The sequence below is a fragment of the Sphingomicrobium arenosum genome (assembly GCF_026157085.1).
In the GTDB taxonomy this organism is placed as follows: Bacteria; Pseudomonadota; Alphaproteobacteria; order Sphingomonadales; family Sphingomonadaceae; genus Sphingomicrobium; species Sphingomicrobium arenosum.
In genome coordinates this window covers 244,015-258,477 of record NZ_JANPVN010000001.1, presented here as the reverse complement: position 1 = coordinate 258,477, position 14,463 = coordinate 244,015, and the positions used below count along the sequence as shown (strand labels likewise).

Below are 14,463 nucleotides of genomic sequence, written 5' to 3'. Positions count from 1 at the left end.
GATGAAAGCCTCCTTAAATGACGATGGTCACCGCGGTCGATCGGCCCCAGTCACCGACCATCGCGCAGCTGATATTGAGCGCCCCCTCCCCGAGGGGGGAGATGTCGTCTGCCGAAAACACGGCGATAGGCTGACTGGTCTCGACCGCAAACGCTCCGCTCGTTCCCGACACGGTCAGAAGATAGAGTTCGCGGCTTTCACCCAGTGGGGCATCGACCTCATCGAGCCAGGCATAGCCTTTTCGACTGCGCCGTACCCAGCTGATATGGATGGCCCCATCCTCTTTCCTTGCCCGCAAATGAGCAGGCGAAATCGGACGCGAGCCAAGCCCACGAAAAATAATCTCCGACGGAGCGGCATCGGCGTCGGCTGTGCTAGTCGCGCGGACCGCGACCCTATTGCCAACCTGCTCGGGCGACATGTCGATTTTCGCAAGCCTCGCTGGATCGAGCAGGATGAAGGCCTCGTTCGAACCATGGCCCGCAATCGCCGTCTCGCTGCCATCCCGTCCTCGTAGCAATCGCGACAGACGCACCCGTCCGGGCGCGACCTGCTCCACGTTTCCAAATTGCAGAACCTCGCCGCCGATCATTGCGAGATTAGCGCCCGCGAAGAGCTGTTGATCCTCTACCGACAGGAGCGGGCAGTTGGGCTCTACCAGATTCACATGGATGACATTCTCCAGATCGAAGATCGCCGCCGAGGCGGTACCCAATGTTCCGTCAACAAAACCTGTGACGCTTTCGAGTGCGGCACTGCTTGCAACCGACTGCATCGCACCGACTTCAATCTCTAGGGGAGTTGCTCGCCACCCGGGGCTGGCGCTCGCTGCTGCGACGAGCACGCAACATTTCCCGGAACCATCGAGATCCGGAGGCTCGATGAGAGTGACTTCAGTCTTCGATTGCTCGAAATCCGGAACCGGCAGGAAACGCCCGCTGTCGCTTATCGATGGCATTGCCGACGAAGTCGCGTGAGCCACAATGCGCGCTTTAACGACAAATCCCTCCAGCCTGACGCGGATGACGCGCCACTGCCCTGTCTCTCCTTGAAATTCCAACAGGTCGCCAGGTGTCAGCGTCAGGAAAGATGGAGGCAGGCTGATCTCGATCGACCGCCGCTCGCGCCAGCGTTTCAAAATCGAGCGTTCCGCCCAAGATCGAGCATCAAGCGCCTTCAGCGCAATGGCGACCGGAAGCTCGACGACGCGTCTCCCGCCTACAGCCCTTGCGTGACTGCGTCCGGCCTGAAAGTCGCGGTCAGGGTCATAATGGTCGAGAAAGAGATCTGACGGGAGCTGCTCGAAGCCCACAATCTGATCGATCCGCCGTGCGACAGGCGCCTCTGCCCCACATCCCTCCTCGTCACTGCCGACCTTAATTGGATTGGCAGGGCTGGTACAATCCAACCGCCCTCCGCGATCGCTCAAAGCCATACCGGCGAGGGCGAGAAGCGGCTCCAGCGCGCGCTCCATCGAAGTGCCATGCAGCGCATATCCCGTTATCACCTCATCGCCCGACGCCGTCACCAATCCTTCACTCGCGGCTTCGATCAGCGCGCCGATCCGCATATCGCCCTCGGCGATGACCTCGAAGGTCAGCATCGGAATTCGATTGCCATATTCGGCTAGTTCAAGTCCTTCGAAGACTGCCACCATCATATCGCGATATGCCGGTGCTGCTGCCTCGATTGACCCGATCAGCGGGTCGAGATCCTGCAATTCGCCTTGATTATGGATGCGCAACAGCCCGCCGACTTTGAGATCGCCTAGGGCACCGCGAAGCAACCTGCCATCCGCCCAAATTCGCCCGACGCTCGCGCCAGGCTTCGAAGACAGCGCCACCGCGAAATTGGCGGAATAACTATAGGTCGTGCGATCGCCCTGACCCTTCGCCCCGGTGACGACTTGCGACTCCTCAAGCTCGGTCGCCCAAATGATTGTCCCGGCGACACGCATGCGCCCATGCACTGCAGGGATGACCGCGCCGTAACGCGACCCTTGCACAGACAGGTCGCCCAGCCGCGGGCCCTCATGCCCTGGCCCTGCAAACAATCGCTGGTCGATCTGTTGACCGACAAGCGCGCCCACGGCCTGCCCTAGCGGGCCGCCAAGCGCTTGACCGACGCTACTGAGAACGAGCGTTGCCACGGCAATCTCCCTTGTCTGAGTCCAGGCGTCGAAAGGCGCCAATCGCGGGTGCCCCGAAGGTGCCCGATCGCTCGACAACTTTTCGACGCACTGCGTCGGCATGGATGAAACCGCGATCGCTCATAATCGCGAGGTGATGACGCCGACCGGGCAGCGCGAAAGCCACCGCGTCGCCCGGTCGAGCGGTCTGCTCAGAAATGTGCTCGAAAAATTGCCTAGCCGCTCGCTCGAACGTTGCGCGGTCATGCCCGCGCCAGCCATAATTTCGAGGGAAGGCAGCCGAAGGGATCGTGAAAGCGTCGAGCACGAGGCCAAGGCAGTCGATGCCATCGCCTCCCCCGCGCCCTTGCAATCGGAAGGGTGTGCCGACAAGCGCGCGTGCACGCTCGACCGGGTCGATCATGCGCCCGGGTATCGGCTCAGGAGGTCGGCCCCCGGCAGATGCGGCTCGCCACGAAAGTTCCGCGCATTGTCGAAGCGCGCCACACAGGTGGCAAAAGTCTTGTCACAGCCATGCACTACCGCGACGCGATCACCTGGGACCGGTGCGAACGGCGGCAGCGATTGCAAGTCGACGCCGCTCCCCTCGCCCTTAATAATGATCGAACGCAGACCGCGATTGGGGCCGGACAACCAACGGATTTCTCCGAACACAAAGTCGTCCATGTCTTGCGTATCGAGCTCGATCCGATGATCGTCGATCGAGACGACGGACAGGATAGCACGACGCCCTGCCAGATCGACGCGGCATTTGGCATCTCCAAGTCTTGCCCGACACAGAGGGCTGGTTTCGGGCCCGGCGGGGCGGTCGAGTTTGGCAAAAGCGGTAGCGAGGCTCGCTTCGAAGCGGTCGCCGATCTTCTCGACACCCGCCATCGTGCCTCGCATCAGATCGATCCGCTCGCCCGCTTCTTCCCAGTCCACCCCGAACAGCGCAACAGCCGCGCCGTCCCATCGTCCGGCCATCAAGTCGTCGGACGAAAGGGCCGCACTGCTCACCGCTCCTTCGATGTCGTCGCGGCGCTGCGATGCGCCCGCTTCGCGTTCAATCGAATGGGGCGTGATGGCACCGCCCGGTTCGAGCCGATAGCGATCATGATCGAGCGCGGCATCGTGGCTAGTCAGCGCCAGGCCCGCGCCGTCGCTTCGCTCGAGCGTCCAACACATGGCCAGCCGGCTAGGCGTGGCATCGAGAAGCCCCATCTCAACCCTCCCGCACTTCGACGAGCGGAACGCTGGGCGCTTCCCCGGCCATGAAGGTGGCCCGGTTGATCTCCAGTTGGTCGGAGGCGAACCGCACGGGCACGTCGAATTGGAAACCCGCGGTCACGACGGCGCCCGTTGCTGGGGCACTGTCGAAATCAACATATCCCTTGTCCGAAAGCGTCCAGCCCCAAGGTTGTTCAATCCCGTCGATTGCGACCCTCACGCTTCCAGTGACAGGACGCGTGATGCGGCGCTTTTCACCCTCCCCATAGCCTTTTGTGAGCGCGAAGCGCATGGTTGCCCCATCTCCAGTTCCGATCTCCTGATCGAATGGTGAGACGTCGCTGCTTCCCGATCGGTGGTCGAATGGATCGCGCAACCTGAATCCTTCGGCCCGCCCCCGCCGCGCGCGGAAGAATCCCAGCAGGACCTGTAGCTCGGCTTCGCTCCGCACTCCCGGCCCGGCATCATATTCGTTGCGCGCCTGCTGCCAGTCGGCATTACGATATTCGTGTCCCGAGGCGCTGACGACGACTTGCGTCGAAAAGCCCGGGCGCACGCTGACATCGCTGCCTAGCGCGATGGGGAAGTCGACGTCCGCGACGTCCTGCATGGTACCATCCTCCGTTTCGAATATGGTCACACCGTCGCGCAGCACCTGCGGCAGTGCCCAGATGAAAACCTCGTCGACCTGGCGGGCTCGCGCATCGGCGGCGGCGGCGATGACCCGCCGCCATTCGTCGGGCGCGCCCTCCTCTTCGAGCACGAAGCCCGCCAGGTAATGCTGTCGGTCCGGCGGGTAGCCGAGGCGCTCTTCGACCGCTGCGCACGCGGTCTCGCGCCGCGTCGGCGCGACCTGCGACGTCACCCAGTCGTAATCTTCGATCTGAAGCTTGTCGAAGGCTGGCGCAGCCCACTCGACCGGCAGGTTCGCCCGCGAGAGCTCGGGAGCGTCCGGATCGAGGATCGAGGGCAGATAGACGAGAAGGTGCGTCTCGCACTGCGGCGCCGCGACCTTTGCTCGTGCGACAAGTGCCGCGGTCGAAGCCGCGAGCTTCTCACCCGCCCAATCGAGGAGCGCGATCTGCTCGCTGCTCATCACGTCGGTCACATCGTGGACCAGCGGCATCGGACCTTCGAAAGCCGACTGCGCGCTCGCATCATAGAGGCAGGGCTGGCGATCGCTGTCGATCCACCACCATGGCTCGCCGATCTGCATCATGGGCGACAATCCAGCGCCCGCCGATAGTCCCAGCAATTCCTCAATGATGTCACCGAGATAGCCGATCGCCGCTTCACTGCACGGTGACACAAGGGCCGACGGAGGCGACCAGCCGGTCAGCCCCATGGCACCATCCGAACGTCGTTGAGCCCAAGCCTCCGGACAAAATTGCGCGAGGATTTCGTAGGAGATCGACCAGATCGGTGTACGGCCACGCGCCGCGAGTGCTGCGGCATATGCCTCGTGCCAATGCAGCGCCGGCCCGTTCATGCCCTTGGCCGAGTCGACTCGTCCGTCACCGCCCAGCGCCATGTAATGGCTCATGCCGACATAATGATTGACCAGCTGTCCAAATCCCAACCGGTCGATCGCTTCGGCTACTCGTGAAGGTGGCAAGTGGTAAAGATCGTCATAGGCGCTACAGGCACCGAACCCGTGATCGGGCTGCCAGCTCGAACCGACCTCGATAACGCTCCCAGGCCCAGCACAGACGATATCCGAAATCATCAGGGTGCCGGTTGCCGACGCGGTCCTGATACTATCGTCGCCAGCCGCATAGTCATGCGGCGCCAGGCTGACGAACAGACGCTCGATGTCGCCTGCCGCGACCGGGTCATCGGCTGCCCAACCTCCGGCGAGGCTATCGAAGTCGAGCTCTATCCGAGCATTTTGAGCCGTCCCCTCTGCATAATTCCACAATCGTACGTACCAGCTTCTCGCCACGCCCTGCGCATCGCGCCCCTCGATGGTGAGCGTCGGACCGTTCGGCTGGTCGAGCCCAATGAGGCCCGTGGACTGCCAGCGAAAGGAAAGGCGTGTGCCCGAGTAATCGCGGCTCGTCGCGCGAGCATGGGCTGGATGCGACCAGCGATCCTCGCTTTCCCAGATCAAGCCCACGAGATCACCGCGCCGCAAAAACTCCGCCTCGACCTCCAACGAGTGGCCGTCCGTACCCGTGACGATGCAGGCAATCGTCCCACGCGGGAAATCGACCGTCCAATGCTCAGGATCGAAGCGCTTCAGCCAGCCCTTCTCGAGATGCTCGCCGGGTCGCGTAAGCCAGTGGCGGATCATGCGCCGCGCACCGCTCGTCCAAGCGCCGCAGCAAGTTGTCGCCGGCTGCTCGACAGTGCTTGCGGTACCGTCTGTTCGCGGGGTGCATCGAGCTTGATCGACACGGCGACATTGGCGCGCTGACCGCCAGCGCTCGGCACGATGCGCCCGGCCTGCTCGGGGACGAACATCTCGGGCCCGCGTTCGCCAACCAAATAGGGGGTCTTTGCACTGACCGGCCCGCCCGTCGCCCGCCCGGGCAAGCCCAGCGCCGCGCCCAGCAACGATCCCAGGTTGATCCCGCCTGTCTGGCCACTCGGAATCAAAGCCCGCAAGCTGGCTGCTGCAATCGAGTTCATCGCCGACAGCGCCGCTTTCTTCAGATCGTCGAAACCGAACTTTCCGCGGCGAACCGCACGCGCCAATACCGCCTCCAGTCGCCCGCCGAGCTGGTCGAGGCCAGCCGCGAACGGCCCTTCGACATCGCGCCGAACCGCATCGAGTTCGCTTTTTACCGCGCGCGTATCGGCGCGGACCCGCACGACCAATTCGTCAAGTTCCTCGGCCATGTTCGACCTCCTTTTCGGTCATCATCGCGCGCAGCCCTGCCACCGCGGCGCCGTCCAGCCCGCCAGCCTCAAGATCCAACCCCAAAGCAGAAGCCAGTTCGGCAGGCGTCGCCTTCCAAAAGACATCGGGCGGCCAACCGAACTGCTGTGCCGCCAAGCCAAAAAGCCGCGCCGCGCGTGGCGTAAAGCGGGTCACCGTCCTTGCAGGATCTGAACCAGGATGGTGCGCAGGATTGGCATCGCTGCCGCCAATCCGCCCGTCACCAGCGCGTTTCCGATCGCCTCCCGGTCGACTGCCGTGGGACGGGCATGACGACTGAGGTGATCGAACAGGATCGCCAGTTCGCCAATCGACACGCGCCCCTCAGATGCCCGATCACATAAAGCGAAAAGCGGCCCGAGCTCTTCTTCGGCAGCCACCAGAGCTTCAAAGCTTGGACGCAGCACAAGCGTCGCATCGCCGACGCGAAACGCCGCCTCGCCTCGCGCCTCATTGGCGCCTCTCGCCGACGTCACAGGCTCGACACCGGCCCCGAACTTTCGAGCGCGACCGAATAAGTCCGCTCGCCGTTGTAATCGCCCGCATAATCTAGCCGAGCGATCATGAAGCGACCCTGCATCTTCTCCCCGCTCTCGAAGCTCAATTCGAAATCGTCGATCTCGCCACCCAGCGCGAGCCCGCGCAGTCGCGCCTCCGCGCTGGACCCCGTGAAGATGCCGCTCGCCGATACCGCGACCGAGCGCACCCCCGCGCCCGACAACAGCTCGCGCCAGCCCCCTGAGTCCTTGTTGGTGATTGCCACCGCATCGCCGTTGATCGACAGGTTGGTGGTCTTCAGACCGGCCACCGTCGCATAGGTCACGGGCACGCCGCCATCGCCGATCCTCAACAGGAAATTATTGCCCTTTTCAGCCGCCATGTCCTCGATCCTTTCCTACTGCGCCAACAGGCGCGCCCTGAAATCCAATGTCATCGCCCATGGCCCTGCGACATCGCGGCTCACCTTGCGCCGCGCGAAATCGAACCCGACCAGCTGCCATTCTGCAGGGGCATTCATCATTGCCAGTGCGGGCTCGATCGCCCCGCCGATCCGCTCCAGCCGCGTCGGCTCCTCGTCCCACAAGGTCACGGCGGCATACACTTCGCGCCCCACACCGGTCTTATGACCCCAGTCGCGCTCATTGCGCGCATCTACGGCCACATACGGGAAGGTCGCGCGCGCGGGTGGGCCATCATAGATGCCGGTGACCTCCTCCAGCGCGCCGAGCGCAGCAACCATGGCGGCCTGCAGCGCAGCTCCCGCACTCATCGGCCCCACCGCCTGGCGATACGCAGCGACGTCGAATGAAGCATTCGATTGAACAGGCGCGGCCCGCGCATCCGCACGACATCGCCCTTATGCTCTACCGTCATGTCGGGTGCCTCTCCTGCCAGGGCTGCGGCGATCCGCAGCGCCTCGATCTCGGCAGCGCGCCGCCCCCGCGTCAGGACAGCCTTCCCCCAATCGATCATTGCCTCAACTCCTCGCAATACAGTTCCAGCCGGTCGGGTTGTCGCGGGTCGTCGCGCAGCTGACGAATGATCATTCGCCCCCCACGCCATCGCACTTGCTGGCCGACCGCCAGGCCCTCGCGCCAGCGGATCGTCACGACGAACCGGGCCATTGCGGACAGCGCCATGCCTTCGGCTTCCGGACCATTTCCCTGAAGGCGGATCGACGCCAGGCAGCGCGCGACTTCCACCCACTCGCCCGTCCGCACGCCGGTGGGGCTCCGCTCGGCAAGCGGCGCCTCGATGGTGACCCTTTCCCGCAGTTGGCCTGCGAATTCGCGCGCGTTCACAGCTTGGCTCGCCGATGCGGTCGCCACAGGGCGAGCACCGCGCTCGGTGCCGCTCCATCACCGTCGCGATGGGCAAAATAATGTGCGGTCAATCGAATGATGCCCTGACGGATAGCTTCGGGCACGTCATTCGACGTTGAATACATCCCCGCGTGGCCGCTCACCTTCACGCGCTGCGCGTCCATCAGCCCAACGATGCGAACCCGGCCGACACCGTCGCCATCGATATCGATTGCATAGCGCGAGGGTGCGATCTGCTGGGTACCACCATCGGGGTAGAGCGCAGACACCTCGTCGATCGCCCGGACCGGCATGGTACCGAGCCGCTGCCAGGCCACGCTGGCGGCGGCGACCTCGCTGAAGGCCCGTTCAAGAAGAGCATAGCCGAGAAAGTCCTCGCAGGCCGACTGCGCTGAGCGCAGGAGCCCCGCCAGCAACGCTTCTTCTTCGCCATCTTCGACGCGCACATACGCTTGGGCCTCGCTCAACCCGACGACCAACGGGCCGACCTTCATCTCCACTGCCATCACCGCTCCTCCACGCGCAGGAGGAGCGAGCGTTCATCCACCCGCCCGCTCGAAGTCGTCACACGGTTGCTTAAACGATAGCGTCGCCCCGCGACCCCGCCGGCCACGGTGACCGTCGCACTGGCGTCGTCGAAGGTTTCGCCTACGATTGCGACACCGCCCTCTTCCTCGGGCGATATCGCCCAATGGCTTGCGGCGACGACATCCTCGCCAAGATAGTCGGCGCCCCAGTCGACCAGATAGTCGAGCTTGGCGCCGGGATCCTTCAGGACCAGCGTCATAATCTATTCTCCGCTAGGATACGTGGGTCAGCGCGCTTCCGGGCGCAGCTGTCGATCAGAAAGCGCCTTCGCCTGTCGCTTTTTCGGCGGTTTTCCGCGCTTCGGCGTTATTGCAGCTGGCAGCGAGGAAATGGCGAGCAGCGAGATAGGGGAATGTCCGATCATGACGCGCTCACACCGCCACGCCAGCCGCGTCGACCCACTGGCTGCCCGTCCACCAGATCGGCTTTCCGGACGCCGCGAGACCGGTGTCGAAATAAAGGAAGCCGGCATGTTCCGCCGCAAGGCTGGGTCGATAGATCGACGCCGCCTTGTTCGGGACGTGACTGCTCATGCGCCATGTGCCGGGCGAACCACCCGAAATGCACACATAGTCGACACCTTTGGACGTGCCGGGAGACAGCTCCGACACGCGATCCCCGCGCAGGAAGACACCGCTCGTTGGCACCCCGCCCGAAATCGCCAATCGCGCTCGCGGCTGCCAGCCATTGTCACGATAGGTGCGCAGTGCCGCCTGCGCGACGCTATCGAGGACAGGCGTGATATTCCCGCCGGTCCCATGCTCGGCATCGACATTCTGGATGTCGAGTAGCGACAGCATTTCACCACTGGAAAAGTAGATCGCCCGGCACAATTGCGTGGGTGTATCGACGCTCGAGCAGAATAGACCGTCGATGGTCAGCGCATTGCCGCGATGACGATCGCATCTCACGCCGCCCGATGCGTCGAAGTTTCTCACGCTCACGCGGCGCAGATCGATACGCCCGAACGAGCCACCGAAGCTCAACCCCGAGGCGTTGGACGTCGCTTTCGACAGATGCACGATACCGCCGCGATAGGTCTCGTCGCTCAGCACCGCCTCGTCGTTGCTCAGCAATCGCATGACGGTCGCATCGACCGCCGGGTTGGTTTCCAGCAGGTTGCCGCGGCATCGAACGTCGTCGAAAAAGCGAATCTCGACCACAGCCTTGTCGCTGCTCGTACAACGGATCTTGTTGTCGATCAGGTGGACGGACGCTCGACGGTCGCCTGAATGACCCGGCTCGGTAATCCCGAAAGCCCCCTGGAGGCTGACGAACGCACAGGGGATGGTACCGCAATTGCCGCTGATGAGGTACGTCGCCCCGATGTCGTCGGCGTCGCGCTCATTACCGGCACTCTTGTCATCGATGACGACCGCCCAGCTCGGCCCCGCATAGGTCGGCGCACCGGACAGTTCGAGCTGGTTGCCCACGAAGCGCAGGCCAGAGGTCGCTCGATAACAGTCGACCACCTGCTTACCGCCCGAGCCACGCAGCAGATTGCCGCTGATTTCGAACGCTCGGCTGTTCGCGTTCGAGACGCTCGTCTCGGTGCCGGCGAGGCTATCGCTGATCTTGAAGAGACGATGGATATTGGCGGTGCGGATGTCGCAGCCGCGCACATGACCGCCCTCGAACCCATAGATCGAGAAGAGGTCCATCTGTTCGACACCATCATAATCGTCGCCGAAATCCACGTCGAAATGGCTTCGATCGATGCGCGGACCTCGCAATGCGACGGCGCCGTCGTTGCGACAGTAGATACGACCATCGATCCGACAATCGAGCAACCGCGGCGCATGCTTGTCGACACAATAAAGAGCGAGATGATTGCTATGGGTCGAGACGATGCTGACATTGTGAAAAATGCAATCATTCCCGACGGTCAGCCCCGCTGAATTCTCGGTAATGAGAGTGCCGCCCCCGGTCATCATGCACGCATCGGGAAGGGTGATGGCCTGCGTCGTGCGATAGCGGCCGGCGAGCTTCAAAATGCCGCCAGCGCTTTGCATCGCCGTCATCGCAGCGAGAAGCGCCGCACCGTCATCTGCGACGCCGTCACCGACAGCGCCATAGCGTTCAGGCGTGACATTGCCGACCGCGCTCGCCGCAAGTTCGCTCAGCCGCGCCTCGAGGTCCGCAATATCCGACAGCGCGTGACCGTGGTCCACATCGGCTTTGCCAGCGATCGATGCATTTTGCGCCTGCTCCGCTGCCTGCAAATTGGCGATGGCGCTATCCTGCCCCGCCTGCGTGGCCTCCAAGCTTGCGATCGCGCCATCCTGTGCGGCTCCCGCTCCCTGCAGTGCCACAATTGCCCCGTCATGCGCATCACCAGCAGCCTGTAGCGTCGCAATCGCGCTATCTTGCGCGTCGCCAGCAGCTTGCAAGATCGTGATGTTCTCACTTTGGGTGGCGAGCACCTGGTCGGTATCTCCATACCACGCCGCCCCGGCGACCAGCGACACGACCTTCTCACCTGCCGAGAAATTCGTAAAGACGCCCCCCGACGGCGCACGCAAGATCGTGCCATCGGGCTGGAGCGTGCCGACCCCGGCCTCGCTTTCCTGCGGCTTGTCACTACCAATCATCGAATAATGGAAGCTTTCGCCTGGCGCCACGGCATCAGCAAAACTGCGCATGCCGGTTATCGCTCCTCCTAAGAGGATATTGTCGGTGCCGGTGGTCGAGCTCGTCTCTCTGACCAGATCTGCGAAAATGACGGTCTGTGGCATGGCGCGCCTCCTGTGGTGGTCGGTTTGGAAAAGTGGGGGCGGACCGGCCGGGGACTTGCCCGCCCGCCCCCATCAGCGATCAGGCGAACTCGAGGAGCTTGATGCTCTCCGAGTTGGTCACCTGCCCGCCGACCCGGCGCGTCGCGTAGAAATGGACGAACGGCTTGTTGGTGTACGGATCGCGCAGCACCACGGTCTCGCCGCGATCCGCGATGGTATAGCCTGCCTTGAAATTGCCGAAGGCGACCGAGAGGCTGCCAGCCGCCATGTCGGGCATGTCCCCGGCCTCCACCACCGGATAGCCAAGCAGGCTCGACGGCGTGCCGGCCGCAAGGCCGGGCTGCCAGATATAGGCGCCATCGGCGGTCTTGAACTTGCGGATCGCCGCGGCAGTCGCGCTATTCATGACGAAGACCGCGCCCTGCCGGTACGGCTGGCGCAGGCTCTGCACGAGATCGAGCAGGACGTCGGCCGGATCGCTTGACGGAAACGCCCCTGCGCTGCCCGTCCCGATTGTCTGCAGCGTGCCCATCGCGCGGCTGTCGTCACCATTGGCAGACACCGGCGAAGACAGGAAACCGAGCGGCTGGCTCGCCCCCGTGCCATTGACGAAGGCGGCGCCCTCAGCGCGAGCAAATTCGGTCGCGATTTCGCCCGCCAGCCAGCTTTCCACATCGAATGCCGCGTCGTCGAGCATCTGCTGGGTCGCCGCCGGATTGGCGAACAATTCGCCCGAGGCCGGGACGATCTCGTGGAACGTCGGCGTCGTGGTCTCGCCGCGAGCGCCCTCGAAGCTGGCCCAGCCTGACGGCGTTCCGCCCGACGCAACCAGCTTGCGATAGCCCGCGCTGCCAACCTTCACCACATTGGCGATCTGCCGGATGGGCGAACTCGCCAGCAGCGTGTTGTCGATCACTCCGTCGATTTCCTGCGGAATGGCGTAGCCACCGAGCGCATCGTTGGATTCAATCGACTTGGCCTCGAGCCCCGCGACATCCCCGCGGCGCAGATAGGCATCGGCAAACTTCTTGTCGCGCCCGGCTTCCTTCACGCCATCGAGCGTGGGATGGCCCTCGCGCATCGCCTGCTGGCCGACCTTACGCTTGAGCACCGCCAGCTCTTCCTTCATCGCGGTCAGTTCCGCGCCATTGTCCATGTCGAAGCTCTGCTCGAGCATGTCACTGCCGGCAGTGCCGGCCATCTTGGTTTCCATCTTCAATTCATCACTCCTCGATTGCATGCACCCGGGCCACCGGCTGCATGGGTCGCGCCACCAGACTGACTTCGACGAGATCGACTTCCTCGAGCCGCCGAAACGCCCCCTTCTTCCCGGCCCGCCGCACGCGATAGCCGAAACTCAAACCCTTCAATTTCCCGCTTTTCAGGAGTCCGCCCGCAGTCTTTCCCGCGCGCCCTCCATCGAGCCGCGCGATGACGCGCAGCCCCTTTTCATCTTCTTCGAGCCGCTCGATCCTGCCTGCAACGACGTCGCCGCGATGCTGCAGCAGCAGCGGTACATCACCAGGCGCGCGTCCCTCGAGAGAGCGCCGAAACGCGCCCGGCGCAATCACGTCGCCGCCGTCATCGGGGCGATGAAAGATGGCGGCATAACCGGCGAAACGCGTCATTTTGCGATCGTCCCGGCGAGCAGGCCCAACTGCCAGGCAGCCCCGGCAACACACAGCGCGAGCACTGCCTTCGACAGCCACCCGATCAGCGCGTGCGTCGCGCTCTTCTTCGCCGCTCGCCACGCGCCCAACAATTCGCGAAGGTCATCCATGTCGCGCCGCGCGCTGCGATCCTCGAGCCCGAGGCGCGCCATAGCGTCTCGGGCCCCTCGCGCGCTCGACTCCTCGATCAGCGCCGCCAGCGTCAGGCGGTCGAGCCCACCTTGTTCGGCCATCGCAGCAAGCGCGCCGATCACGCGCGCGTCGCTCACTGCGTAACCTCTTCAGGCGGAAATCCGAGCATGGCGCGCTTTTCGGCCCGGCTGAGGAAGTCCGCCTCCCCCACTGCGCTCCACAGCCGCGAACGATCCTCCGACAATTCGGAAAGTTGGTCCTCGTCCACCTCTAAGCGGACCGGATCGATCCAATCCTCGAGTTGGGCCTCGAGCGCCCGCAGGATCTTTCGCGCCAGCGGCAGCACTGTCTGACGATAGAGCGCGCGGCCTGCCTCGCGCCCGTTGGCGTAGGTCGCATCGCCCGGCAGGCCGAGCAGCACCGGCGGCACCCCGAAGGCCAGCGCGATATCGCGTGCCGCCGCTTCCTTCAGCTTGATAAAGTCCATGTCGGTGGGCGACAGGCTGAAGGCCTGCCAGCTCAACCCACCGTCGAGCAGCAAGGGGCGTCCCGCGTTTCCGCTACCCTCATATTGCGTAGCGAGCTCGCTCTTGAGGCGCTCGAACTGCTTGTCGCTGAGCACTGTCCCGTCGCCGGGATCATGGATCAGCGCTCCCGACGGACGTGCCGCATTCTCCAGCAGCGACCGATTCCAGCGGCTCGCCGCATTGTGCACCATCGCCGGCCCGATGGCGGCCTCGAGACAGCCCTGTCCGCCATGATCGTCTCCGGGATGAAGCGCCTTAATATGCACGACCGAAAGTCGCTCGAACTCATCGCGCACCGGATAATGGGTGACGCTGCGCCCGCGATAACTGTAGGCGCGCGGCCATCCGTCACGATCGGTAATGAGGCTGACGCGCTCGGGCCGGAGGCAATGCCAGGCCATCGCTGCCCCGTCCGCATCCGCAGCAAGATGCACATAAGCGTTGCCATGCAGCAGCAGGTGCAGCGCGATCGTTTCAAGCAAGCCGGACCGCATCAGGAGGCGCCGACCCTGTTCGGCGCCGTCACCACTCGCGTCGATTGTTAGCGAACCCACCGCACCAGCCACCACGCGAACCGCGCGATGACCGACCGGATTGCGCTCGAATACCTCGCGCAGCTGGTCGACGTAGGCGCCCGGATGATCGCTTCCATGACCGCCCAAGAGCGAACCGATATCGTGGATCGGCAGCACGGATCGTCCGCCCGGCGCGCTCTTCGCGCCGAGCCAATTGTCGAGCCACTTCATGCT

At 63.9% G+C, this 14,463-nt stretch carries 18 protein-coding genes; all 18 read right to left on the bottom strand.

The window, feature by feature from the left end; genetic code table 11:
• Positions 1 to 13: 13 nt before the first annotated feature.
• On the bottom strand, positions 14 to 2,149 hold the full coding sequence (locus NUW51_RS01135; protein ID WP_265561954.1) for a phage tail protein: 2,136 nt from the start codon (positions 2,147 to 2,149) through the stop codon (positions 14 to 16).
• Positions 2,127 to 2,552: an NlpC/P60 family protein gene (locus NUW51_RS01130; RefSeq protein ID WP_265561952.1), complete on the bottom strand. Its 426-nt coding sequence runs from the start codon at positions 2,550 to 2,552 to the stop codon at positions 2,127 to 2,129. Before NUW51_RS01130 ends, NUW51_RS01135 begins: the two co-directional genes overlap by 23 nt.
• Positions 2,549 to 3,352 (bottom strand): DUF2163 domain-containing protein, encoded by an 804-nt coding sequence (locus NUW51_RS01125; protein ID WP_265561949.1) that lies wholly within the window; start codon positions 3,350 to 3,352, stop codon positions 2,549 to 2,551. Before NUW51_RS01125 ends, NUW51_RS01130 begins: the two co-directional genes overlap by 4 nt.
• Before the next feature lies 1 nt (position 3,353).
• Positions 3,354 to 5,651: a DUF2460 domain-containing protein gene (locus NUW51_RS01120; protein WP_265561947.1), complete on the bottom strand. Its 2,298-nt coding sequence runs from the start codon at positions 5,649 to 5,651 to the stop codon at positions 3,354 to 3,356.
• Positions 5,648 to 6,199 (bottom strand): tail tape measure protein, encoded by a 552-nt coding sequence (locus NUW51_RS01115; protein WP_265561946.1) that lies wholly within the window; start codon positions 6,197 to 6,199, stop codon positions 5,648 to 5,650. The genes NUW51_RS01120 and NUW51_RS01115 overlap by 4 nt, the downstream gene beginning before the upstream one ends.
• On the bottom strand, positions 6,183 to 6,395 hold the full coding sequence (locus NUW51_RS01110; protein ID WP_265561944.1) for a phage tail assembly chaperone: 213 nt from the start codon (positions 6,393 to 6,395) through the stop codon (positions 6,183 to 6,185). Before NUW51_RS01110 ends, NUW51_RS01115 begins: the two co-directional genes overlap by 17 nt.
• Positions 6,392 to 6,715, bottom strand: coding sequence for a gene transfer agent family protein (locus NUW51_RS01105; RefSeq protein WP_265561942.1), 324 nt, complete (start codon positions 6,713 to 6,715; stop codon positions 6,392 to 6,394). Before NUW51_RS01105 ends, NUW51_RS01110 begins: the two co-directional genes overlap by 4 nt.
• On the bottom strand, positions 6,712 to 7,119 hold the full coding sequence (locus tag NUW51_RS01100) for a phage major tail protein, TP901-1 family (protein WP_265561941.1): 408 nt from the start codon (positions 7,117 to 7,119) through the stop codon (positions 6,712 to 6,714). The genes NUW51_RS01105 and NUW51_RS01100 overlap by 4 nt, the downstream gene beginning before the upstream one ends.
• A gap of 15 nt (positions 7,120 to 7,134) precedes the next feature.
• Positions 7,135 to 7,509: a DUF3168 domain-containing protein gene (locus tag NUW51_RS01095; protein ID WP_265561939.1), complete on the bottom strand. Its 375-nt coding sequence runs from the start codon at positions 7,507 to 7,509 to the stop codon at positions 7,135 to 7,137.
• Positions 7,506 to 7,712 carry a hypothetical protein gene (locus NUW51_RS01090; protein WP_265561937.1) on the bottom strand — a complete coding sequence of 69 codons (207 nt, stop codon included), beginning with the start codon at positions 7,710 to 7,712 and terminating at the stop codon, positions 7,506 to 7,508. Before NUW51_RS01090 ends, NUW51_RS01095 begins: the two co-directional genes overlap by 4 nt.
• Entirely contained in the window at positions 7,709 to 8,041 is a 333-nt protein-coding gene (locus NUW51_RS01085; RefSeq protein WP_265561934.1) for a head-tail adaptor protein, read from the bottom strand. Before NUW51_RS01085 ends, NUW51_RS01090 begins: the two co-directional genes overlap by 4 nt.
• Complete coding sequence (locus NUW51_RS01080; protein ID WP_265561933.1) at positions 8,038 to 8,568, bottom strand: head-tail connector protein; 531 nt, start codon at positions 8,566 to 8,568, stop codon at positions 8,038 to 8,040. The genes NUW51_RS01085 and NUW51_RS01080 overlap by 4 nt, the downstream gene beginning before the upstream one ends.
• A complete protein-coding gene (locus tag NUW51_RS01075; RefSeq protein ID WP_265561931.1) occupies positions 8,568 to 8,849 on the bottom strand; it encodes a phage fiber-tail adaptor protein in 282 nt (93 codons plus the stop codon). The genes NUW51_RS01080 and NUW51_RS01075 overlap by 1 nt, the downstream gene beginning before the upstream one ends.
• Positions 8,850 to 9,021: 172 nt before the next feature.
• The gene (locus NUW51_RS01070; protein ID WP_265561929.1) at positions 9,022 to 11,385 is read right to left on the bottom strand and encodes a coiled-coil domain-containing protein; all 2,364 of its coding nucleotides are present in this window, start codon (positions 11,383 to 11,385) and stop codon (positions 9,022 to 9,024) included.
• 79 nt (positions 11,386 to 11,464) lie between these two features.
• The gene (locus tag NUW51_RS01065; RefSeq protein WP_265561927.1) at positions 11,465 to 12,598 is read right to left on the bottom strand and encodes a phage major capsid protein; all 1,134 of its coding nucleotides are present in this window, start codon (positions 12,596 to 12,598) and stop codon (positions 11,465 to 11,467) included.
• Between the two features lie 10 nt (positions 12,599 to 12,608).
• The gene (locus NUW51_RS01060) at positions 12,609 to 13,013 is read right to left on the bottom strand and encodes an HK97 family phage prohead protease (protein WP_265561924.1); all 405 of its coding nucleotides are present in this window, start codon (positions 13,011 to 13,013) and stop codon (positions 12,609 to 12,611) included.
• A complete protein-coding gene (locus NUW51_RS01055) occupies positions 13,010 to 13,324 on the bottom strand; it encodes a DUF6127 family protein (protein WP_265561922.1) in 315 nt (104 codons plus the stop codon). Before NUW51_RS01055 ends, NUW51_RS01060 begins: the two co-directional genes overlap by 4 nt.
• On the bottom strand, positions 13,321 to 14,460 hold the full coding sequence (locus NUW51_RS01050) for a phage portal protein (RefSeq protein ID WP_265561921.1): 1,140 nt from the start codon (positions 14,458 to 14,460) through the stop codon (positions 13,321 to 13,323). Before NUW51_RS01050 ends, NUW51_RS01055 begins: the two co-directional genes overlap by 4 nt.
• Between the last annotated feature and the right edge of the window lie 3 nt (positions 14,461 to 14,463).

What these genes read in the sequence shown, in the direction of transcription:
- NUW51_RS01130 (WP_265561952.1), bottom strand. Translation starts at nt 2,552, where the DNA reads ATGATCGACCCGGTCGAGCGTGCACGCGCGCTTGTCGGCACACCCTTC.
- NUW51_RS01070 (WP_265561929.1), bottom strand. Translation starts at nt 11,385, where the DNA reads ATGCCACAGACCGTCATTTTCGCAGATCTGGTCAGAGAGACGAGCTCG.
- NUW51_RS01115 (WP_265561946.1), bottom strand. Translation starts at nt 6,199, where the DNA reads ATGGCCGAGGAACTTGACGAATTGGTCGTGCGGGTCCGCGCCGATACG.
- NUW51_RS01060 (WP_265561924.1), bottom strand. Translation starts at nt 13,013, where the DNA reads ATGACGCGTTTCGCCGGTTATGCCGCCATCTTTCATCGCCCCGATGAC.
- NUW51_RS01095 (WP_265561939.1), bottom strand. Translation starts at nt 7,509, where the DNA reads ATGAGTGCGGGAGCTGCGCTGCAGGCCGCCATGGTTGCTGCGCTCGGC.
- NUW51_RS01080 (WP_265561933.1), bottom strand. Translation starts at nt 8,568, where the DNA reads ATGGCAGTGGAGATGAAGGTCGGCCCGTTGGTCGTCGGGTTGAGCGAG.
- NUW51_RS01125 (WP_265561949.1), bottom strand. Translation starts at nt 3,352, where the DNA reads ATGGGGCTTCTCGATGCCACGCCTAGCCGGCTGGCCATGTGTTGGACG.
- NUW51_RS01050 (WP_265561921.1), bottom strand. Translation starts at nt 14,460, where the DNA reads ATGAAGTGGCTCGACAATTGGCTCGGCGCGAAGAGCGCGCCGGGCGGA.
- NUW51_RS01100 (WP_265561941.1), bottom strand. Translation starts at nt 7,119, where the DNA reads ATGGCGGCTGAAAAGGGCAATAATTTCCTGTTGAGGATCGGCGATGGC.
- NUW51_RS01090 (WP_265561937.1), bottom strand. Translation starts at nt 7,712, where the DNA reads ATGATCGATTGGGGGAAGGCTGTCCTGACGCGGGGGCGGCGCGCTGCC.
- NUW51_RS01120 (WP_265561947.1), bottom strand. Translation starts at nt 5,651, where the DNA reads ATGATCCGCCACTGGCTTACGCGACCCGGCGAGCATCTCGAGAAGGGC.
- NUW51_RS01075 (WP_265561931.1), bottom strand. Translation starts at nt 8,849, where the DNA reads ATGACGCTGGTCCTGAAGGATCCCGGCGCCAAGCTCGACTATCTGGTC.
- NUW51_RS01065 (WP_265561927.1), bottom strand. Translation starts at nt 12,598, where the DNA reads ATGGAAACCAAGATGGCCGGCACTGCCGGCAGTGACATGCTCGAGCAG.